This is a genomic window from Paenibacillus sp. TAB_01 (assembly GCF_043945595.1).
GTDB lineage: Bacteria > Bacillota > Bacilli > Paenibacillales > NBRC-103111 > Paenibacillus_S.
Map to the genome: position 1 here is coordinate 6,114,648 of NZ_JBIFNP010000001.1, position 20,554 is coordinate 6,135,201.

Genomic DNA, 20,554 nt, shown 5'->3' on the forward strand with positions numbered 1-20,554 from the left:
ATTTAAAAATGGTTGTAGCCTTTTTTCTCGATAGGCACAGCGTACCCGCTGCTCTGCACCAGACGCACGCCGGCCGTCTCCGCGTTCACATAGCCGATAATGTACAGCTGCAGGCCCGCTTCCTTAAACTTCATCTGCATGGCTATGGCATGCTCCGCCGGCATCGTACCGACCAGCTGGTAATCCTCTCCGCCGTACAGAATGAAATCGAGCGGATCTTTGCCCGTCTGCTCCGCATAGGCCATTAATTCCCCGGCAACGGGAATGCGCTCCTCAATCAGATCGATCCCGACACCGGAGGCCTCGGCAATCTCCCATGCCTCGCTGGCCAAGCCGTCGCTCACATCGTTCAGAGCATGGCATACGCCCGAGCGCTGCAGAAGCAGTCCTGCCTCGACCTGCGGGTTCGGCCGTCCGTGCGCGCGTATCAATTGCTCGATGAAGGAGGAATCTGCAGCCTGCGCCTGGGGCCAGTCGGAGGACGGCAGCTGCCGCCCCAGCAAATAGTCGAGCCCGGCCGCGGAGCAGCCAAGCATCCCCGTCGCAAATAATACGTCCCCCTGCTTCGCCGATGAACGCAGCAGCGCTTTGCCCGCTTCCACCTCTCCGATCACCGTAACGGAGATAGTAATTCCGCCCGCAGATGAAGTGGTATCGCCACCTACGACCATCACGCTCCAGCGATTGGCGCATTCGTACAGGCCGTTATATATAGCTTCCATCCGAGACAGCTCCGTCCCTTTGGGAAAACTGACTGAAATCAAGGCAAACCGAGGCACAGCGCCCATCGCAGCGATATCGCTTACAGCGGAAGCCATCGCCTTATACCCGATATCCTGATCCCGCATGGTGATGCGCTTGAAATGAATCTCCTCGGTCATCGTGTCACAGGTCATCACCAGCTGGTGCCCGGAAGACACATATGCTACTGCGGCATCGTCGCCAATTCCGGTTTCCACACCGCACGCCTGCTGTACCGCACGGGACTGCTTGTCCTTAGTCAAGCGGCGTATAAATTCAAATTCATCCAAAGAACTCAATTTTTGACTCCGCCTCCGAAATGTAATGACCCTATTATAGCCCTCTCCATGTTAGGTAGCAATAATAGAGGCAAAATCAGGTCCCGTTGAAAGGCAGACAAAAATAGCGAAATACGGGTACAGAAAAAACCTCCGGCTTTTTACGCCTGGAGGCTTAACTGATAGCAGGTATGGACATACTGGGAATAACCGGATACCGGCAGGCGTAAAATAACGGGAGCTATGAGATTTCCTGAAGCTCTTCGACTGCGACGACTTTCGCATCGGCCGGCTGATGTTCAACATGCACTTTGGCGGTTTCCTGCTCCGCGTCCACGCTGTCAATCCATACGGAAACCCCATGAAGCTCCACTTCGATCTTGGCTTCAGACTGCAATATTTCCTGCGCGCGAAATACTTTCATTTCTTACCACGTCCTCCTGTGCGAAGTTATTGCTGCAGCGATTCCGGATGATCCATCGTATCGGTCGTGCTTTCTTCAATCAAACCGTTATTAATAGTCACGTAGCCTCCACCCAAGCCTTCATTGACCATGCGATCAATGTCCATAAAATAATCGTCACGGCCTTGATTCTCCGCATCGGTGGCCGCTTGCTGAGCGGATGCTTGTGTCAATTCAGCGTTCTCATCGGGTGCTGCGGATGCTGGGCGGTTCTCATTCATGTACAGTATTCCTCCTGTATTTGTAGAAATGGCCTATCGCTCGCCCACGGGGAAAAGGCGGTACCGCCGTACGATCACTTCATCTCCCGCCGGACTCATGCTTGATGTTTAGGATGTCCCGGCACCGGCCTCTGTCATTCATAGGTCCCTCTGAAGAGGGTCATACTACGGTTAATCATTGTGCTCCATTACAATAAAGGACTTTTTCGATTTCACTAAAAAGGGAGGAATCCGCATGCACACAGTCTGGAAGGGCGCTATCAGCTTCGGCCTCGTCCATGTGCCCGTTAAAATGTTCTCCGCGACAGAGGACAAAGACATCTCCATGCGTTATATCCACAAAGAATGCGTGACGCCGCTGAATTTCGTGCGCAAATGCTTGACATGCGACCGCGAAGTCCAATGGGAAGAAATTGCCCGCGGATACGAGTATGAGCCGGGCGCCTTCGTTTTATTCGAGAAGGATGAACTGGAGAAGCTTAACGGCGAGGTCAACAAGGAAATAAAAATATTGGATTTTGTGCAATTGACGGACATTGATCCGGTCTACTTCCATAAAACGTATTACCTGGCTCCTAACGAAACGGGTGCCAATGCTTATAACTTATTGCTTGAGGCGATGAAACAAACGGGAAAAATCGGTATCGCCAAAGTATCCATCCGTTCCAAAAGCAGTCTGGCGGCAATCCGTGTGATCGATAACTGCATTGCGATGGAAACGATTTTCTACCCGGATGAGATCCGGCCTGTGGATCAGGTTCCGAATTTGCCGGAGCAGTCGAATGTCAGCGACAAAGAACTGACGATGGCCAAAATGCTGATCGAGCAGCTGACGACGCCCTTCGAGCCTGAGAAATATAAAGACGATTACCGCGAGGCGGTGCTTCATGCCATTGAGCAAAAAGTGAACGGACAGCAGGTCAGCATGGCTCCTGCGCCGCAGAAGACAAGCGTTATTGATTTGATGGCCGCTCTGCAGGCCAGTCTGGACGCGACGAAGCCGGCCGACGAAGCCGATACGCCAGCTCCTCCTGCCGCCGATAAACCAAAGGCGAAGAAACCGAAATCGGCCAAAGCGAAGGCCAAGGAAACCGTTTCATGACCATCGAGCTGCCCAAGGAGCTTATGGCGCCTATAACGGCAGCCGTTCTTCCTGTCGGCCCGGAATGGGGATATCAGCTGAAATGGGATGGCGTTCGGCTTTTATCCCGCATCAGCGGCGGGGACATTGAGCTGTTCTCCAGGCAGCTGCTGAACAAAACTTCCCTGTACCCCGAAGCGCTGTCCTGCCTTGAGCCGTTCAAGCAAACCGACTGTGTGCTGGATGGGGAAGCGGTTATGTTCGATTTGGGCAAGCAGCGCCCGGATTTCTCGCTCATCCTCCAAAGGGAGCGTTCGAGGTCCGTTACAGCCGGAACGAGCGGCTCCAGTTATTTTGTCTATGTGCTATTCGACCTGCTGTATTGGCAGGGGGAGGATCTCCGTTCCCTCCCCTATGAGGAGCGCCACCGTAGGCTGCTCGAGCTGTTCCCGGAAAAACAGCCTCAGCTGTTCGTGACCGATTTGTTCACAGACGGCTCCTCCCTATGGAGCTGGGTAGAGCAGAACGGCTGGGAAGGCGTCGTCGCCAAGCGTTTGGCCAGTCCCTACCGGGAGGGCAAGAAGCATCAGGATTGGTTCAAGAAAAAGACGGCGCTGCTGTTCGAGGTGCATATCATCGGCTTTATTATCCGCAGCGGCCGGGTCGCCAGTCTGATTATGGAAAAAGACGGCCTGCTGTTCGGAAGGGTTTCGCTCGGGCTGGACGAGAGGCGTAAAGCGGCGCTGCTGCGTATGGGACAGCAAAAACAGCGGACCGAAGCCTGGTTCCAGCCGCTTCCTGCGGATTGGCGCAAAGAGGAGATTTTGTGGCTCGAGCGCCCTTTTTCATGTACGGTAACCGGACTTGAGATTACTTCCGCAGGGCAGCTGCGCCACCCGAAAATCGTTCAGCTTCCCGAGTTTGAGTAGACAGGATGCGTTCAAAACAAGCATACAGCTAGAGAGGTGCGCGGATATGGCAATGGATACGAAGGCAAACAAAGGCATCGTGCTCGTCGAAGACCAGGAAATTACGATCTCCAATCCGGACAAGCTGCTGTGGCCCGAGCTGGGCATTACGAAGCTGCACTATTTGGAGAAGCTGATCCGGCTGGCCCCTCATCTGATTCATTACTGCCGGAACCGGTACTTAACGACGATTCGCTTTCCTAACGGTTATGCGGATAAGTCGTTTTATCAAAAGAACGCTCCGGCGCCGATCCCTCCGTTCGTCCGTACCGCGGAGCTGGAGGGCATCAATTACGTTCATCTCGACAGCCTTCCGACTCTGATGTGGCTCGGCAATCTGGCCTGCCTCGAATTTCATCCGTCCTTTCACCGCATCGGCGAAACGCTTCCCGAGGAATGGCTGATCGATATCGACCCGAGCATAGACCCGGAGCCGCGAATTATGGAAGCCGCCGAAATTATCGGCACGATCCTGGACGGCATGGGCATCCGATCTGTACCCAAAACGTCCGGCGCCACCGGCGTACAAATCTATGTGCCGATCGAGCGCGGCTACACGTTCGAGCAGCTGCGCAAAATCGGCCATTTTGTAGCCAGCTTCGCCGTCAACAAGCATCCGGAGCTGTTCACTATCGAGCGGCTGAAGAAGGACCGCGGCGACTTGATTTATATCGATTACCTGCAGCATTGGTACGGCAAAACGCTGTCCGCTCCTTATACGCCGCGCGCCCGGCAGGCCGCTACGGTCTCCACTCCGCTCCATTGGGAGGAAGTGGCTCGGCGCGTATCCCCGCTGGACTTCAATCTCCTTACGATTGAGGACCGTCTCAAACAAAAAGGAGACTTGATTCAACAAGTCCCCCCGCAAAATCTCGATCGTGTGCTTTCCTTTATCCAATGAACCGCAGGCTGCTTTTCTAAAACAACGGCGAAAGCAGCCGCGCAGCGACCTCCAGCCCTTTTTGCAACCGCGGGCGCTTCTGGAACACATCCAGCTTCAGCTCCTTGCTGTCCTTCAAATCCTGGAGGAAATCGGATTCCAGCCGCTGGATCGTTTCTTTATCATACAGAACCGCATTCAGTTCAAAATTGCTGAAGAAGCTGCGCATGTCCATGTTCGCCGTGCCTACGGAAGCGAGAATATCATCCATAATGAGCACCTTTGAGTGAACGAAGCCTTTTTGATAAGAGTAAAAACGGACGCCCGCCTGCATGAGCTCCTCGAAATAGGACAGGGACGCATAATTGACCAGCTTGGAATCCGGTTTGGCCGGATAAATGACCCGCACGTCCACTCCGCTGATCGCGGCGGTCTTTAATCCCATGCTAATACTCGGATCGGGAATAAAATAAGGCGTCGTGATGAAAATCCGCTTTTTTGCCGTCGTAATCGCTCCGAAATACATTTCGAGAATCGCGTCCCAATGAGCATCGGGCCCGCTGCTGATCATCTGCACTCTTTTGCAGCCCGTATTGTCATGCTCGGGAAAAAGAGACGGATCCGCCAGCCGCTCCCCGCTGACAAACTGCCAATCCTGAATAAACGTATATTGAAGCGAATAGACCGAATCCCCTATCAGCTCCAGATGCGTATCCCGCCAAAAACCGAGATTCGGATTCCCTCCTAAGTACTCGTCGCCAACATTGAGACCGCCCACATAGCCCTTGATCCCATCCACCACTACAATTTTCCGGTGATTCCGGTAATTCATCCGCTTATCGAAAAATGCGATTAAAGGCGGTAAAAAGATATAGACCTCCACGCCGGCCTGCCGCAGCTCATTCATAAACCGGGTTTCAAGCTTGTAGCTGCCGACCCCGTCAAAAATACACCGGACCTTGACGCCTTCCAAAGCTTTGCGGATCAGCATCTGTTGAAACTGGGTGCCGATCCGGTCGTGGCGAATCGTATAAAACTCAAAATGAATATACTCCTTAGCCCCCTCCAGCGCTTCCAGAATGGCCGGATAAGCCATCTGCGCGTTCGTCAGCACCCTGACCTCGTTCTGCTTGGTGAAGGAGGCGCTCGGAATATTGTTCAGCAGCGCATAGAGCCGCGGTTCCCTCCATAGTCCCGGCATCGCGGATTCATCCGGCTCCGAAGACGCCGCATAGCGCCGGCTCTCATGATACGGGTCCGGAATATACCGCAGCCCGCGGCGGCGGACAATTTTGCGATGCGTATATTCCTTGGCCAAAAAGTAGTACATCACAAAACCGATAATCGGAAAAACAAATAAAATAACGAGCCACGCCACTGTCTTGGAAGGATATCTGAATTCATGAAATAAGATCGTAATGATTTGAAAAATAAACAGCAGCAAGGCGACCACCAACCAGACCACTCGCGCACCTCCCCCCTTATCCGCCGGTTCTTCTTTCCATGCAATCCAGCACTCTACTAGCTTTGTCTTTTCCTGCACCTGCTATACGGTCCCCTGCGGCTTTTCCGGGAGGAATGGAAAATTAGGGATTAAAATTTAGGATTTGGAGAAAATATACCGGACCCCTCCGCGAGGCGGCATCACAGAAGGAGACGGTCCGTCATGCTACGTTCATCTAAACGAAACAAGAAAGAAAAAAACACCCTTCATGAGACGCTGCAAAAGCATGATTACCAGTTCATTCAAGATTTAAGGTCCGTCCCAATCTTCATGGAGCTGTCGGAAAATAAAGCTTATTTATCGGATCTGTTCAAGGACTGCTCCGACTTTGTGATACGCGAGTTTCAGCTGGAGCACAGCTCCAACGCTATCATGTTCTTCGTCGACGGAATGGTCGACACGGAGCTGGCGAACGATACGATGAAGTCCTTGATGACTCTTGAAGACGGCGAGCCGCTGCTGGATGAAATCGTTCAGCGCAACCTGCCCGTTTCGCAGACGCAAAAGACGGATAACTATTCCGACCTGCTGATTTCCGTGTTGGGCGGGGATGTCGGCCTGATTGTCCACAACAATAATCAAGCCGTGCTGCTCGGAATCCGCGGAATGCAGACGCGTTCCATCAGCGAGCCGGAGACCGAGTCCGTCATTCGCGGCCCGCGCGAGGGCTTCGTTGAGAATATCCGCACCAACACGTCCATGCTTCGCCGAAAGCTCAAGACGCCGCATTTGAAAATGAAGAATTTGACGATCGGCCGGGAAAGCAATACCTGCGTGGTGGTCACGTACTTGGAGAATCTTGCGGATCCGGGGATTGTCCAAGAGGTCCTACGCCGGCTGGAGAAAATCGATATCGATGCCGTGCTCGAATCCGGTTATTTGGAGGAATTTATTCAAGACTCCTCTTATTCGCCTTTCCCGCAGGTGCAGTATACCGAAAGGCCGGATACGGTTGCTGCGGCTTTGCTGCAGGGCCGGGTCGGCATTGTTGTCGACGGCACTCCGTTCGTGCTGATCGTCCCGTTCGTATTTACGGAAATTTTGCAGGCAAGCGAGGATTACTACGAGCGGTTTCAAATTGCTACGCTGATCCGCTGGCTGCGCTACTTGTTTCTGGTGTTGTCGCTGTTGACGCCCGGGCTGTACGTGGCTATCACGACCTTCCATCAGGATTTGCTTCCAACCAGCCTGCTGCTCTCTGTCGCGGCGGCCCGTGAGGCGATTCCTTTTCCTGCGGTCGTCGAGGCGCTCATTATGGAGGTTACGTTCGAAGGACTCCGCGAAGCCGGGATCCGCCTGCCGAAAACAATCGGCTCGGCCGTCAGTATTCTGGGCGCGCTTGTCGTCGGGCAGGCCGCCGTTCAAGCGGGCATCGTCTCCGCTCCCATGGTTATTGTCGTGTCAATGACCGGGATTGCTTCCTTCACGATCCCGCGGTTCAACGGGGCGATCGCCATCCGTATGCTGCGCTTTCCGATCATTTTTGCGGCTGCGGTGTTTGGCATGTTCGGTATCCTCATCTGCATTCTGATTATTCTCGGCCATCTGGCTAATCTGCGTTCGTTCGGCATTCCTTACTTGTCCCCTATCGGACCGCTGTCCGCTGCGGATTTGAAGGATGTCGTCATACGTAATCCATGGTGGGCCATGAGAGAAAGACCTGAATATATGCCGCTGCAGGATACCGTTCGCCAGGGGGATGCCTTGGCCACAGAAATAATAATGCAAGAGGGGCAGAAGGGAATGAGCAGCCAGCATCAAGAGAAAGACGACGAAGGAGATGCCGAATCATGATCAAGCGCCGCGTGCAGCGTGTCATTCTCTCTCTCTTATGTCTGCTGGTGCTTCCCGGCTGCTGGGATCGGACCGAGATTAATGACATGGCCTTTATTCTGGTTTCTGCGCTCGACCTGGAAGCGAACAATAAAATCCGCTATTCGGTTATGGTCCCTCTTCCGGGCCAGATGGGCGGAGCTTCCGGAGGCGGAGGCGGAACCGCGGGAGAAAAAAGCTATTATATTGACTCCCAGGTCGGGAGCACGTACCGGGAGGCTCAGATGAAAATGCAGCGCCGGATGTCCCGCCGGATGTTCCTTGCCCACAGAAGAACGATTCTCGTAGGTGAGGAGCTGGCCAAGAAAGGCATCTCTGAGTTTTTCGATCCAACGCCGAGAAGCCCGGAGAGCCGGATGTCGACCTATTTAATCGTTACCAAAGGCTATGCCTATAAAATGATGCAGAGCAATCCCCGATTCGAAAGGTTCCCTTCGGAAGCCATCCGCGAGCTGGTCAAGGCCCGATACGTAGCGGATATGAATTTCAAGGATTTCGGATTGGCGCTAAGTATTCCGGGCAGCGACCCGGTAGCCGTGTACATGGATGTAACCGACTCCCAGAAAAGCGAAAAGAGCTCCAAGGAAGTAGAGCTGAAAGGATATGCGCAGTTCAAACGAGATAAATTCGTCGGTACTTACGAAGACATGGCCGCCAACGGGCTTTCCTGGCTGAGGAATCAGCATGTCCTGGCCAATATTACGGTTCATGTGGAGCAGCAGCATCTTATGAATTTAAAGCTTTATGGGGTTAAATCAAGGGTTGACGTGAGCCTTGGCCAGGATGCCCTGAATTTTAAAATTCACGTGAATGTCCGGGCCAAGCTGACCGAGAACCGCTCTTATTACGACTTGAGCCAAACCCAAAATCTGGTGAAGGTCGAGCAGGCGACGTCCGACTACGTGAAAAAATCGATCCAGACCATCATTGCCAGAATGACCAAAAGCCAGACGGACTCCGCCCAATTAGGAACGATGGTATGGAGATCGTACCCGAATGAATGGAAAAAACAGTATGAGAAAAACTGGCCGGAGGGGTTGAAAAAAGCCAAGTTTACGATTGATGTGGAGAGCGAAATCACGGATACGGGTTTAATTTATGAAAATGTTCTGAAGGAGCATTGATGCCTTGAACAATATCTTTCTCTTGGTTTTCTTTTTCATTGTGGTGATAACCCTAGTGTCGGACATGAAGAAAATGCAGTCCCAGCATAAGTCACTCAAGACATTGTATGTCGTCCTGTATACCTTGACCTCTGCGATGTTTATCTGCATGCTGCTCGGCATCAAGTTCCTGCCTACTTATTTATTTGTAAACAACCTTTCCACATGGGTACACCAATTTCTTCAGGTTTAACCTAATGGATAGAATGGAGTGCGTTCATGGATCAGAAGCAAGTCATCAATTGCCGGCAATTTGCCTGGCTTTCTGCGGCTATTTTGACTGGAGGCGGCTTGACGAGCGTAGAACAGGTGTTAGTGAGGCTCGGGAAAATGGATGCTTGGGGATCCTACGCTCTTGCATCCGGCTATGCCGTTTTGCTGGCTTATGTTTTTTACCAGCTGGCCCGCCGCTTTCCGGGAAAGCATCTATTCGAGATCACGAAGCTGCTCTTCGGCAAGTTCATAGGAACCGCAGTCAACCTGCTGCTGATGTTCCACCTATGGACGATTCTGATTCGGGATCTGCGTTCTTTAAGCAAGTTCGTCGCCGTTTCGCTGCTGCCTAACACGCCGGACGAAATCATCGTCATGCTGCTCATGCTGGTGGTCATGTACTATGGTAAAACAAGCGTAGAAGTAGTGGCGCGGGTCACCGACTTCTTCTTTCCATTCTTTACCTTCGTCATTGTGATTTTGCCGCTGCTGCTGTCGAATGAAATTGATAAAACGCTGCTGCAGCCTGTCCTGTCCGGACAAATTCAATCGTTATTTTTCGGTAACATGATCAGTACGGGCTGGTTCGGAGATTTGTTCGTCATGGGGGCGTTTCTCCATACTTTACAGGCAACCCGCCAGCTCCGCTCCGCCTTAAGACATGGCGCGCTCCTCGCCGCCCTGCTCATAGGCATCTTCTTAGTATTGGAGCTGCTGGTGCTTGGCCCTACCATCCCCGGCAATCTGGTATTCGGAAATTATTCGGTTGTGCAGCAGATTCATATAACGGATTTCCTGGACCGGGTGGATCTCCTGATCTTAAGCATCTGGTTTCCCGTTTCTACTTGCGAAATGATTGCCGTCTACCTGGCTCTGCTTACCGGAATAGCCAGCTTGGTCAAGCAGAGAGATTACAGCACAATCAACAGTCCCATGGGCTTGCTGGTGCTGATGACGTCCCTGCTCGCCTTCAAGAGCGCCACCGAAATTTTCAGTTTCGGCAATTACGGCTACCCGTTCTTCGTGGTAGCTTATCAGCCGCTGCTCTTCTTGGTGATCTGGCTGTTCTCCTTAAGACACCCGGTTCGCGAACGCCGCGAACAGAAGCAGGGGCAGAGCTCGTCGGCTGAAGCAAAGGGACGGTACGGTGAAGCGGAGCCCGTGGACTCATCAGAAGAAGGCACGGGCAGCCAAGCCAGCCGTCGTCCGACGGCGTCCACGAACCGCACCCATGCCAATCGGGGCAAGCGGAATCCGGCGCCCGGATTTCTGCAAAAGCTGTCTTATAAAGCTTGGGGTCGGTCGAGTAACGTTCTGGTTGTACTGAATATCGCCTGCCTGGCGCTGGGGCTATGGTTCAGCAGGCATTATGCCATCGCGGGGGTTATATGCGGAGTTTCTTACTGCGTATGCAGCGTTCTTGCCGTACTGACCTCTTATATGGAGCTGTTCCATGCCAAGCAGCAGGCACAGTAACTTGTCTCGCATCAGGCCTCCTCAATACTGATAACTTGATTCAGAGGGATGAGCACCCACAGCTCTTCCTCTTCTTCCTGACGGTTTACGAGAATTTCGATGAAATCGGTACCCGTTCGGACGAGTACGGCAGGAAAGGCCCCAAGATACCGTGTTCGCAGATTCACCTGCCTCCCTTCCCTTGTATAGGAGTGGCCCAGAAGTACGATCTCCTGCAAGCTGTAAGGAACAAAATATTGGCCGCTGACCTGGATAAACCGTTTGCCCACCTTTTGAAGCAAGCCTGGCTCGCCCGCGAAGCCTTCCGCCAGCAGCGCTACTTCCGATTTCCGATGGAGGTTCAGTCTCTCCATTAGGTTCATCCGGCTCGTTTTTAAAAACGACAAGCGAATCACTCCTTCAGGCACTGATAGATATTACCACTCTATGCCAAGGGACATCGCAACATACCGAAAGGAGTTACCATGAGGTTCAAATGGCTTCGAAACAAGCTGACATTCGTCATTATTCCTGAAGCGAATGAAAGCGTCATGCGTCTTCGTCTGTCCCGTGCATCGATCTGCGCGGCCATGCTTATCTTCCTTGTGTTACTGGGAACTGCAGCTTACCTGCATATTCTTCACTTCCACCGGGTGGTGGCCACACAGCTGACGGAGACCAAGCTTCAAAACCGCACAAGCCGGTTGGAGCAGGATCTGACCAGTAAAAATAAAACGATCGAGCAGCTGCAAACGGAGCTGTTCCAGCTCTCCAAGCAAGCCGCCGAGGTACGCCATAAGGTCGAGGAAATGAAGAAGCTGGAGCATGAGCTGAAAAAGCTTTCCTCCTATGCCGGGGCCTCCGATTCGGAGCAGCCTGTGTCCGCCGCTGACGATGAAGGCGCTGCCCTGGGTATGGGAGGGCCCTTCCATCCGGTAACCGAGCAGCAGATGAAAGCGCTCAGCCGTTCCGCAACGGCCAGCTACGCAACCTTGGAAAAGGAAATGTCCGAGCTGGAAAGCCGCTGGGTCGCATCCAAGCACAGCATGCTGCAAAAGCAGGAGCAGGCTTTGCGCAGGCCCGGTCTATGGCCGACCGTCTCCCGGACGGTTACGTCTCCGTTCGGCTATCGTAAAGATCCGTTTACGAAAAAGCTCAGCTTTCACCGGGGAGTCGACATTGCTGGAAAAATGAATGACCCTGTCGTCGCTGCCGCCAAGGGGACGGTCGTCACAACGGGCTCCGATAAATTTCACGGCAACCATATCGTGCTGGATCACGGCAACGGCCTGCGCACCTGGTATATGCACCTGAACGAGATCGTAATCCGTAAGGGGGACGCCATCGAGCGGGGTCAGGTGATCGGCAAGCTGGGAACAACCGGCCGCAGCACCGGTCCGCACCTTCATTACGAAATTCTGTTAAAGGGAAAAAGCACCGATCCGTCTCCGTATTTACCTGCAACCGACTAATATAGAAGGAAGTGTACAGCATGGGCTTTTCTAATAAAAATAAAACGCTTCGAAACGGCAGCTTAACCGATACGCTGATCGGAGAAGGCACACTGCTCGAAGGCAGCTGCGTCTCTCAAGCGGATATCCGGATTGAAGGGGAGGTCGTCGGCGATCTGCGGACGTCAGGCGAGGTTGTTATCGGAGAGAAGGGCTCCGTCCACTCGGAGATCCAGGCGAGAGACGTAACGATTGCCGGGCGGATGGAAGGTACCGTGGTAGCGGCGGGCATTGTTCGCATCACTCCGTCCGGAAGGCTTGTCGGTATTGTGGAGGCTTCCTCGCTCATCATCGAGAAAGGCGCCGTCTTCCAAGGAACAAGCCGGATGTACGACGAAGGCGAAGATAGGATTTTATCGTGTGCCGTGGTATAATGGGTGGAAAAAAATTGGAGTCAGCCTATGAAGAAGCAGACCATACTATTCGACATGGACGATACGCTTATTTACTGCAACAAGTTTTTCGACCTGGTTGTCGACCAATTCGCCGACCTGATGGAAATGTGGTTTCACTCTTATCACATTTCTGTGCCGGAAATCAAAAAGAAGCAGGCGGAAATCGATCTGGACCGCGTGCTTCAGAACGGGTTTGCGCCTAACCATTTTCCCGAGTCCTTCGTGGAAACGTATGAATTTTACAGCGAATTAACCGGACGCGGGAAGCTTCCGGAAGAGACCGAGCGTCTCTACGAGCTGGGCAGCTCCGTCTATGGCCACAGCATCGAGCCGTACCCTCAAATGTACGAAACGCTGGACGAGCTTCAGGCACAGGGGCACGAGTTGCACCTGTACACCGGCGGCGACCCTGCAATTCAAATGCGCAAGGTGACGGAAGCCGGGTTGGAACGCTATTTCGACGACCGCATTCATGTGGCCCGCCATAAGACCGCTGAATTTCTGGAAGCCTTGATCCGTTCGCATCAGCTCGACCGCAGCTCGACCTGGATGATCGGGAATTCGCTTCGTACCGATGTCATTCCCGCTTTAAAGACCGGCATTCACGCCATTTTCATGCCGGCGGCCCAAGAGTCGTGCCCTTCAACAACGTGGAGGTGGACATCGAGCCGCAGGGAGCGTACTTTACACTTTCCTCCCTATCCGAAATTTCCGCAGCCATCAACGGCTATACCGATACGAATGCCCCTGGCGCCTAAGGACGCAGGGGCATTTCTTCTGTCAGCGGCACTTCCTGCAGCAGCCTGCGCGTCCGCCATTCGGACAGATTGAACTCCGTCCACGAGCGCTGCCCGCGGTGCTCCAGCCGCTGCTTCATGATCTCAAGCGCCCGCTGGGCTCCCTCCGCTTCCGGATGGCTGTTCCGAAGCCTGAGCAGCGATGGAACGGCTTCGAACGAAAGCGACTGCAGATAGGCCGTATCAACCTGCCCTGTCTTCTCGTAGCGGTCAATATTATTGGCCGCTATCATCGCATCCAGCCTAACATAATTCAATAGCGCGTAGGAACCGATCGAGACGATCAGATACAGCTTCATTAAGGGAAGCCTGTCATTGTACAGCTTGAACAGCGCAGCGATAAACAGCACAAGCAAATACATCATAAATGCATGCACCAGCACGCGAGCCATCGTAAAGCCGTAAGCCATCTCATACAGCGATAGACGTAAATACGCAGAAGCCAGCATCACGCCGGTGCATCCGATCAGCAGCGCCAGCAGAACCGTGAGCACCCGGTATACTTTACGTCCGGGCAGGGCAGCTGAAGCGTCCGGAGCTTGGCTGGAAACCGCAGCTCTCGGTTCAGCACTCGTAAAGGATATTCCGGCTTCCTTCCGGGGGCGGTTCACTCCGTACATCGTAATCATCAGAACGGTAAAATTAATGACCGTGACCGCGACAAGCTCCGCAAATCCCCGCCGGGCATATTCCGCATAGGTCACGCCGGGAGGAAGCAATCCGTCCATGCTGCCGAAAAAATAGGAAAACTGAACCGCCGCGAACAGCACATACACTGCATTCAGCATCAGCAGCACGGTGGTCATGATCGTCGGATCCAACCGGTTGGTCCCCCATGCAGCCGTCTGCAGCGCCGGGTTCTGACCGGCGGAAACCGTACCGGACGGAATAGCGGACGGAACAGAAGCCGGAGTGGGCGCCCCGATCCTGCCGTCTTCGATCTCTTCGTTATTTTTGCCGGTTGCTTTTGTCTTCCGTTCCGCAGCCCCCGTTCCAAACCTGCTCTCGAAGTCCGCCTCGTTCTCCCGCCAATTCATGCTCGCATGCATGCTGGGCCTTAGCTTAGGATACAGCAGTCCCCATACATAGACGAATAAGCCTGTCCCTACGGCAGCGACCCACAACACCCGGAATAAGACAGGGCCGAGCTCGATCTTCCCCAGCCATTGAGGCAGCCGGGAAATGGCGCTTTCGAATACGGCGTCTGCGGATGAAAGCAGCGAACCGACCAGGAGCAGGATAGGCAGTGAAATCAGCAGGCCGATCATTACCTTCCACAGCTGCCGGGAACGGCCCGACTTCATCCTGGCCGTAAAGACGCGCATTAACGCCTGGATCGGCAAAGGGACATAGCGCAGGCTGTGAATGAATACCTGCTCCAGCACAGCCTCCGCCAAGGCCGGATCAAACCAGCGGAGCTCCTTGCGCCGAATCGTCCAGGTAGTATGTACCAGAATAAGACATGGTACCGCCAAAGCGTTCAACACCATGAACAGCACATTGGAAAACACAGCATAGGTCAAGGACAGCAGAGCCGTCGGAATCAGAAATAACAGCTCCGAGCCCCAATGGAATTCGTGTTTCTCCCTGACGGCCCAATAAAAATACACGTAAAAAAGCAGGACAAACAGCGGATAAGAAACGCCCCAATCCTTATCGTAAAAAAGCAGCTCGTGAAGCCAGCCGATCAGCAGCGCTGCCGACAGCACGACCGCCAGCGGCTTAACGGGCTGCCGGACCTGCAGCATCCCTAACCCCATAGGCGTTGCGCCCTCCCCGAAGCCCCCATGGACGATCCCGGAAACTGCAGCCTGTATTGGATATACCGTATGAAATCCGCTGCCTGCTCTCTGAGCTCCGCCTCAGGCTCGAAGTGCATGCTTGTATCGCGGCAGCCTCCATCCTCCGCAGTGACGGCCAGGGAGCAATCCAGCACTTGTTCGTAGCGGGGCGGAACCTGCGCTTTCACTTTCGCGACAATGTCTTCCTCTCCTCCCCACTGCCATGCCAGCGGAAGCCGGATCTGCTCGGAGATGCCTCCTGCTTCCTGCTCCTGCTGTCTTTGAATGTAAAGACTGGCGTAGAACATGACATTGTGCATTGCTTCTATGAAATCCCCCTGCCGCACCTCCTTCTCCGACTGCTTAAAGAACTGCTCGGTCCAGTGCATTTGCAGAACATGACTGTTTTCCAATTGCAAAACGACGTTTCTCACATTACATCCTCCTTCAAAATCCGTAGATCCTCCTTCACTGCCTAAAGCCTGAGGGTCTTCCGGAGCTGTGGGTTGTTCTGTTCTTATTCTAGGCTTTAAAATAGGAATAAAAAGCGAAACTTTAATTTTGGCAATTTCCTATTTTATGTTCCAAATAAAGGGTAGAATTGAACTATAGGAGTGGTCGACATGAAGCTGGCAAGTCATTATATTCGCTTGAGAGAGCATTTCCCCCACATAGGGGAGCATCGGGAGCAGGAGATTCTTCTCGAGGATATCGCCTCCGTACTCGATTGCACGCACCGCAACGCCACGCTGCTGCTCAAAAAAATGCACGAGCAGGGGTGGCTGCAGTGGCTCCCCCAGCGCGGGCGCGGCAAGCGCTCCGCTCTGAGCTTTACCGTTCCCGTTGAAGAAATGATCATCGGGGTCGCGAAGGAGCTGGTCGAACGCAAAGATTTGCGCGGGGCGTTGGAGCAGATGAACGTTTCTTCGATTCCCGAATCGTTGAAGGATCATTTTCACAGCTGGCTGAACGGCTACTTCGGCTACAGCAGCGAGCTGCGGGACAGCAAGCGGTACGATACGCTTCGCTTTCCGCTCACGCAGCCGATCCAAACGCTGGACCCGGCCTTCACGAATTTTACGACGGAGGCCCATCTGGTGAACCAGCTGTTCGACAGCCTGGTCCGATACAGCCGCCTCACCCAGACGATAGAGCCGCATCTTGCGCATGCCTGGGAAGCGGACCGGCACGCGGACCGCCTGGACCTTTTATTTGCGCAAAGGCATCCTGTTCCATAACGGCAAGGAGCTCTCGGCCGAGGATATCCGATACACGTTGGAGCGGCTGAAGCATTCCGCGGTCCGGTCGCTGTACCGATGGGTGTACCAGCAGATTGAAGCGGTCGATGTGCTGGACCCGTTGACGCTCACCATTCGGCTGAAGGAACAGAACGAGCTGTTTCTCCAATTTATGAGCACCCACCGGGCTGCCGTCATCCCTGCCGGCGCTTATGAGGAAGAATCGGCCTCAGGCATTCCTTTCGCCCGGGCTCCGGTCGGCACCGGCCCCTTCAAGCTGACCTTTCTGGACGATACGATGTGTGTGCTGGATGCCTTTCCTTCCTATTTTCAGGGACGCGCCCATCTGGACCGGGTCGAACTGTGGCATGTTCCCGACATGCAGGCACAGGAGAAATACCGCACGCTGGAAAGCTTCCAGATCGTTCATAACTACCGGCTGCCCGATGAAGCCGAGAGCACCTGGCAGCAGGTGCAGCAGCAGGGGACAACCTGCAAGTTCATCACGTTCAATCTGCTGAAGCAGGGACCGCTCAAGGACCCGGCCGTACGCGAAGCGGTCTATGCCGCAATTGACCGGCGAAAGCTGTTGGAGCTGCTGGACGGGGACGCCGTTTACGCCGTCGACAGCTTCATCCGGCAAACCGATATCGAGCCGCCGCCTTCGGACCCGGTTCAGCTGCGCGAGCGGATGAAGGCATCGGGCTATGCGGGAGAGCAGCTGAAGCTCTGCACGATTTCGCATTATGAGCGGGATGCGCTGCTGGTCCAATCGATTCTGCGGGAAGCAGGCGTATCGATGGACGTCACACTGCTGAGCGTGGAGGAATTTAAGGGAGAGCGCAGGCTGGAAGCCGATCTGCTGCTGTTCTCCATTATGCTGGATAACGATGCCGAGCTTCGCTTGATCGACCTGTACAAGAGCATGCAGCATCATCTGGAGCCTTCCAGCAAAGCCAGCGTCGAGCAGTTCCTTCATGCCGCGCTGCAGGAGCCTTACCGGGAGGGAAGAGCCGGGCTGCTCCAAAGCATCGAACGCCGGCTGCGCGACGATCATGTGCTTCAATGGCTGTACGGCAAGCGGCTCAAAACGATGTACCATTCATCGGTAAAGGGCATTGCTCTCGATTCCCTGGATTGGGTGCAGTTTAAAAACATCTGGTATAAGCCATAATCCGGCACGGCTGCGAATAGAGTATACCTATACGCCTATTCTGAGGAGAGGAGCAGCCGTCTTGAAACGACCAAAATTCATGCTGTACCGCGACCCAAGATACGGTTTTACCCTCCGGCTTCCCCGCTGGTGGAAAACGTACATAACCGTCGAACGGCAGCAGCGTCTGATCGATGCGGAATATGGGGTCCTTTTCACATTTAAATACAAAGGAAAGCGGTACGATCCGGTGCTGACCCTGCTGGTTTACCGCATGACCCGAAAGCAATGGCTTGAACAGGGCTACGGGGATTCGCCGGTTGTGTTTCTGGCCGAGCACAACGGTCTCTTGTATGCCTACCTGCTGCCTGAGGAGCTGCCAGGCGCCTTTCTCGATCCTAGCAAGCAGGACTATGATTATAAAAAGTACGGCACGCCGATTCGCCTGCTGAAACGTATGGTGAACGACGATGCCCCGCACATCGTAACTACGCTGCGCTTCCCTGGTACAGGCACGCGAAATGGCGGAAAAGCCATTTGCCAGGCGCTGCCCCCCGCCCCTCTGCGTTCCAGCAAAGTGTGGCCTTACCGGCCTTGACCGGCCGCCGCCTCAAACTCAAACTCAAACGAAAAAAGCTGTCTTTTCCAGAAGGGAGAGACAGCTTTCGCTTTCTTATTTCACCAGCCGGATCGTCAGCGGATACCGGTAGCTTTCGCCTTTGGAGGCTTTCACCGCCGCGATGATAATGACGACCAGCGCAAACACCGCAAGAAAAGGAAACAGGATGAAGCCAATAACCACAAAACAAAGTATCGTGGCGACAATCGAATAGATCATGACGGAAATTTGAAAATTGAGCGATTCCTTGGCATGCTCCGCAATGAATTGGGATTCGTCCTTCTTCAGCAGCCAAATCAGCAGCGGAGCAAACAAGCCCACAATCAGACAGAGCAGATGGGAAAGCAGCGCCAGGCTCTTCTCGTCACTGGAAACCATATGCACACCTCCAATCCGATTTTCCAGCTGAATGATTATGCATATGCCCTCCTGGCGTCATCTATGTTTCTAAATATCATTAATAATTAATACAGCTAACCAGCCCGCAGGAGAAGTGTCCACGGATGCCCTGCCTCTCCAGGGTAGTATATGTCCATAAAATAACCCCACAAAGTGGGGCTTATGCTTCGAAGCGGACTCAGGTACTTTGCGGGGCCCCGAAAACATATAAATTCTGGCGTGTAATATAATCAACACGAAAAGAGGAAATTCCCAGCGACTACCGAAGAAAGAAGCACCTGACAGGGAAACTTCAATCTATACCTATCCCACCACAGGAGGTTGGAGTCACATGGGGAAATCCTCACATATTCAGGGTACCAAGGGTGCTAAGTATAGTCAACAACTGCGTGGCGTAAATCTTGAACAGGTCCTCATCATCGCTATTGATGCAGCTAAACTTCATCAGAAAGCCCTCATTTGCAATTATTTTGGTGACGTGATTGAAAGACCCTTCTTCTTCTCAGTCTGTGAATCTGGCATGCAAGTCTTGCTTAAAAACATCGATCGTGCAGCTGCTGCAGTTCAGGCGCAGCGCATCTTTCTCGGCATTGAAGCTACTGGACATTACTATGAAGATGTAATTCGCGAAATGGCCAAGCATGGGTATCAAGTGCAAATCTTCAACCCCTACTCTACGTATGAAGAAAGAGCTAGCGCTCTTAACTGGTGTAAGACCGATGACCTTGATTTGGTGGCAATTGCTCATGCGATTAAAAGCAATAAAGCTACGGAGACTCGTTTGCTGGACGGTATTCAGCGTCATCTCCTAGTCCTTACCAGAGCCAGACGCTCAGAGATTCGTAAACGTTCTGTATTTCGCATGGAGATCCGTAATCTTATGGACATTATCTGGCGTGAATATCAAGGTTATGCTGACCACAGTCAAGGTAAAGCACGTAAGATTAAAGTGTTCAGTGACTTTTGGGGTAAGGCCTCTCTCTTCTTCATGGAGCACTATCCACATCCATCCATGGTTCTAAATTTAGGTGAGAGTGAGCTTCGTAAGCTATCCATACGTCATAATCTAAAGCTGCGTAAAACAGCCATACACAAGCTTTTGTATGTTGCCGAGCAATCCCTTTCTCGTAATATGGAAGAACTGCGTCCCGAACTTATGCTACTTAAAATGAAGCTAAGCGACCTTGATGCTTTTGATGCCAAGATTGAGTTACTGGATCAGGAAATTGAAAAACTACTCCTTCAAACCGATGGCAGGCTGCTCCTGACCGTCCCTGGTCTAGGTGTGTCTACATCAGCCGAGCTCTACGCTGAAATGGGGGACGTATCCCACTTTACTCATGCTGGCCAATTAATAAAAAAAGCAGGCACCAATCCCATCATCAAGCAGACAGGCGGTGGCAAAGGTTCCTACCGGAATATTTCTAAGCAAGGAAACAGCCATCTTCGCTACGTAGTGTTTTTGGCTGGTCGCAACCTCTGTCTTCATAACAAGGATTTGAAGTCGTTCTATGATCGTCTGAAAACCCGAGGAAAGCATGAGCGTTCTATCTTCATTGCCATGGGGAATAAGATGCTTAAAATTGCCTTTGCCATGCTGCGAGATCGTGCTTACTTTGCATCGCAACTTTCGAGCTACCAGATCACTACGGAGATTAACAAGAAATTGAAGTACAACTGCTTTATTTCATCAGCTCTACAGGCTGCTGCCTAACTTTAAGTACAAACGACAGTGCCGGTCTTTCTGGGATTGAGGAGAGATCGAATAAATTCATGAGGCCATCGGACACTCGAAAATTAGCCTTATCCACCTCGTCCTGTTAATGCGTATTGTACGTTAGCGTAGATTCTGCACTCAGCC

The 20,554-nt window shown here is 53.0% G+C and carries 22 protein-coding genes; 14 read left to right on the plus strand and 8 right to left on the minus strand.

Annotation, left to right across the window (positions count from 1 at the left end; all coding sequences use genetic code 11):
- Nucleotides 1–2: 2 nt before the first annotated feature.
- The 3 genes from thiL to ACHHV8_RS29820 all read right to left on the minus strand — a co-directional run bounded on the left by thiL (nucleotide 3) and on the right by ACHHV8_RS29820 (nucleotide 1,703).
- Nucleotides 3–1,040, minus strand: a complete 1,038-nt coding sequence (gene thiL, locus ACHHV8_RS29810; RefSeq protein ID WP_395162896.1) for a thiamine-phosphate kinase — start codon at nucleotides 1,038–1,040, stop codon at nucleotides 3–5.
- A 220-nt stretch (nucleotides 1,041–1,260) separates the two neighbouring features.
- A complete protein-coding gene (locus ACHHV8_RS29815) occupies nucleotides 1,261–1,443 on the minus strand; it encodes a small, acid-soluble spore protein, H family (protein WP_395162897.1) in 183 nt (60 codons plus the stop codon).
- A 26-nt stretch (nucleotides 1,444–1,469) separates the two neighbouring features.
- Nucleotides 1,470–1,703, minus strand: coding sequence for a hypothetical protein (locus ACHHV8_RS29820; RefSeq protein WP_395163710.1), 234 nt, complete (start codon nucleotides 1,701–1,703; stop codon nucleotides 1,470–1,472).
- A gap of 235 nt (nucleotides 1,704–1,938) precedes the next feature.
- Between ACHHV8_RS29820 and ku the strand changes: the two genes are divergently transcribed.
- Genes ku through ligD form a run of 3 tightly spaced genes read left to right on the plus strand, consistent with a single transcriptional unit; the run spans nucleotide 1,939 to nucleotide 4,653 of the window.
- Nucleotides 1,939–2,805: a non-homologous end joining protein Ku gene (gene ku / locus ACHHV8_RS29825; RefSeq protein WP_395162898.1), complete on the plus strand. Its 867-nt coding sequence runs from the start codon at nucleotides 1,939–1,941 to the stop codon at nucleotides 2,803–2,805.
- Entirely contained in the window at nucleotides 2,802–3,713 is a 912-nt protein-coding gene (locus tag ACHHV8_RS29830) for an ATP-dependent DNA ligase (RefSeq protein ID WP_395162899.1), read from the plus strand. Before ku ends, ACHHV8_RS29830 begins: the two co-directional genes overlap by 4 nt.
- A 46-nt stretch (nucleotides 3,714–3,759) precedes the next feature.
- The gene (gene ligD, locus ACHHV8_RS29835) at nucleotides 3,760–4,653 is read left to right on the plus strand and encodes a non-homologous end-joining DNA ligase (protein ID WP_395162900.1); all 894 of its coding nucleotides are present in this window, start codon (nucleotides 3,760–3,762) and stop codon (nucleotides 4,651–4,653) included.
- A 16-nt stretch (nucleotides 4,654–4,669) separates the two neighbouring features.
- On the opposite strand, the gene cls is transcribed toward ligD, so the two are convergent.
- Nucleotides 4,670–6,097 carry a cardiolipin synthase gene (gene cls, locus ACHHV8_RS29840; protein WP_395162901.1) on the minus strand — a complete coding sequence of 476 codons (1,428 nt, stop codon included), beginning with the start codon at nucleotides 6,095–6,097 and terminating at the stop codon, nucleotides 4,670–4,672.
- Between the two features lie 201 nt (nucleotides 6,098–6,298).
- Here cls and ACHHV8_RS29845 point away from each other — a divergent pair, with 201 nt between their 5' ends.
- The 4 genes from ACHHV8_RS29845 to ACHHV8_RS29860 are packed head-to-tail and all read left to right on the plus strand — an operon-like array spanning nucleotide 6,299 to nucleotide 10,821.
- The gene (locus ACHHV8_RS29845) at nucleotides 6,299–7,930 is read left to right on the plus strand and encodes a spore germination protein (protein WP_395162902.1); all 1,632 of its coding nucleotides are present in this window, start codon (nucleotides 6,299–6,301) and stop codon (nucleotides 7,928–7,930) included.
- Nucleotides 7,927–9,093, plus strand: coding sequence for a Ger(x)C family spore germination protein (locus ACHHV8_RS29850; protein ID WP_395162903.1), 1,167 nt, complete (start codon nucleotides 7,927–7,929; stop codon nucleotides 9,091–9,093). Before ACHHV8_RS29845 ends, ACHHV8_RS29850 begins: the two co-directional genes overlap by 4 nt.
- 4 nt (nucleotides 9,094–9,097) lie before the next feature.
- Nucleotides 9,098–9,325: a hypothetical protein gene (locus tag ACHHV8_RS29855; protein WP_395162904.1), complete on the plus strand. Its 228-nt coding sequence runs from the start codon at nucleotides 9,098–9,100 to the stop codon at nucleotides 9,323–9,325.
- A gap of 26 nt (nucleotides 9,326–9,351) precedes the next feature.
- Nucleotides 9,352–10,821 carry a GerAB/ArcD/ProY family transporter gene (locus ACHHV8_RS29860; protein WP_395162905.1) on the plus strand — a complete coding sequence of 490 codons (1,470 nt, stop codon included), beginning with the start codon at nucleotides 9,352–9,354 and terminating at the stop codon, nucleotides 10,819–10,821.
- Between the two features lie 11 nt (nucleotides 10,822–10,832).
- On the opposite strand, the gene ACHHV8_RS29865 is transcribed toward ACHHV8_RS29860, so the two are convergent.
- Nucleotides 10,833–11,207: a hypothetical protein gene (locus ACHHV8_RS29865; protein ID WP_395162906.1), complete on the minus strand. Its 375-nt coding sequence runs from the start codon at nucleotides 11,205–11,207 to the stop codon at nucleotides 10,833–10,835.
- Between the two features lie 78 nt (nucleotides 11,208–11,285).
- Between ACHHV8_RS29865 and ACHHV8_RS29870 the strand changes: the two genes are divergently transcribed.
- From ACHHV8_RS29870 to ACHHV8_RS29880, 3 genes are read left to right on the plus strand one after another with little or no spacing between them, the layout of a single operon-like run.
- Nucleotides 11,286–12,272, plus strand: a complete 987-nt coding sequence (locus ACHHV8_RS29870; RefSeq protein WP_395162907.1) for a peptidoglycan DD-metalloendopeptidase family protein — start codon at nucleotides 11,286–11,288, stop codon at nucleotides 12,270–12,272.
- A 20-nt stretch (nucleotides 12,273–12,292) separates the two neighbouring features.
- Nucleotides 12,293–12,685, plus strand: coding sequence for a bactofilin family protein (locus tag ACHHV8_RS29875; RefSeq protein WP_395162908.1), 393 nt, complete (start codon nucleotides 12,293–12,295; stop codon nucleotides 12,683–12,685).
- A gap of 27 nt (nucleotides 12,686–12,712) precedes the next feature.
- A complete protein-coding gene (locus ACHHV8_RS29880; RefSeq protein WP_395162909.1) occupies nucleotides 12,713–13,537 on the plus strand; it encodes an HAD family hydrolase in 825 nt (274 codons plus the stop codon).
- Here the strand turns inward: ACHHV8_RS29880 and ACHHV8_RS29885 are convergent.
- Nucleotides 13,461–15,263, minus strand: coding sequence for a DUF4153 domain-containing protein (locus ACHHV8_RS29885; RefSeq protein ID WP_395162910.1), 1,803 nt, complete (start codon nucleotides 15,261–15,263; stop codon nucleotides 13,461–13,463). The two genes, ACHHV8_RS29880 and ACHHV8_RS29885, sit on opposite strands and share 77 nt — an antisense overlap.
- Nucleotides 15,254–15,718: a hypothetical protein gene (locus ACHHV8_RS29890; RefSeq protein WP_395162911.1), complete on the minus strand. Its 465-nt coding sequence runs from the start codon at nucleotides 15,716–15,718 to the stop codon at nucleotides 15,254–15,256. Before ACHHV8_RS29890 ends, ACHHV8_RS29885 begins: the two co-directional genes overlap by 10 nt.
- A 189-nt stretch (nucleotides 15,719–15,907) precedes the next feature.
- Between ACHHV8_RS29890 and ACHHV8_RS29895 the strand changes: the two genes are divergently transcribed.
- The 3 genes from ACHHV8_RS29895 to ACHHV8_RS29905 all read left to right on the plus strand — a co-directional run bounded on the left by ACHHV8_RS29895 (nucleotide 15,908) and on the right by ACHHV8_RS29905 (nucleotide 18,273).
- Complete coding sequence (locus tag ACHHV8_RS29895) at nucleotides 15,908–16,522, plus strand: SgrR family transcriptional regulator (RefSeq protein ID WP_395162912.1); 615 nt, start codon at nucleotides 15,908–15,910, stop codon at nucleotides 16,520–16,522.
- Nucleotides 16,452–17,696: an ABC transporter substrate-binding protein gene (locus ACHHV8_RS29900; protein WP_395162913.1), complete on the plus strand. Its 1,245-nt coding sequence runs from the start codon at nucleotides 16,452–16,454 to the stop codon at nucleotides 17,694–17,696. Before ACHHV8_RS29895 ends, ACHHV8_RS29900 begins: the two co-directional genes overlap by 71 nt.
- A gap of 61 nt (nucleotides 17,697–17,757) precedes the next feature.
- Nucleotides 17,758–18,273, plus strand: coding sequence for a hypothetical protein (locus ACHHV8_RS29905; protein WP_395162914.1), 516 nt, complete (start codon nucleotides 17,758–17,760; stop codon nucleotides 18,271–18,273).
- Between the two features lie 75 nt (nucleotides 18,274–18,348).
- On the opposite strand, the gene ACHHV8_RS29910 is transcribed toward ACHHV8_RS29905, so the two are convergent.
- Entirely contained in the window at nucleotides 18,349–18,672 is a 324-nt protein-coding gene (locus tag ACHHV8_RS29910; protein WP_395162915.1) for a DUF4870 domain-containing protein, read from the minus strand.
- 352 nt (nucleotides 18,673–19,024) lie between these two features.
- On the opposite strand from ACHHV8_RS29910, the gene ACHHV8_RS29915 reads away from it, so the two are divergent.
- Nucleotides 19,025–20,407: an IS110 family RNA-guided transposase gene (locus ACHHV8_RS29915; RefSeq protein WP_395162916.1), complete on the plus strand. Its 1,383-nt coding sequence runs from the start codon at nucleotides 19,025–19,027 to the stop codon at nucleotides 20,405–20,407.
- The last annotated feature ends 147 nt before the right edge of the window (nucleotides 20,408–20,554 follow it).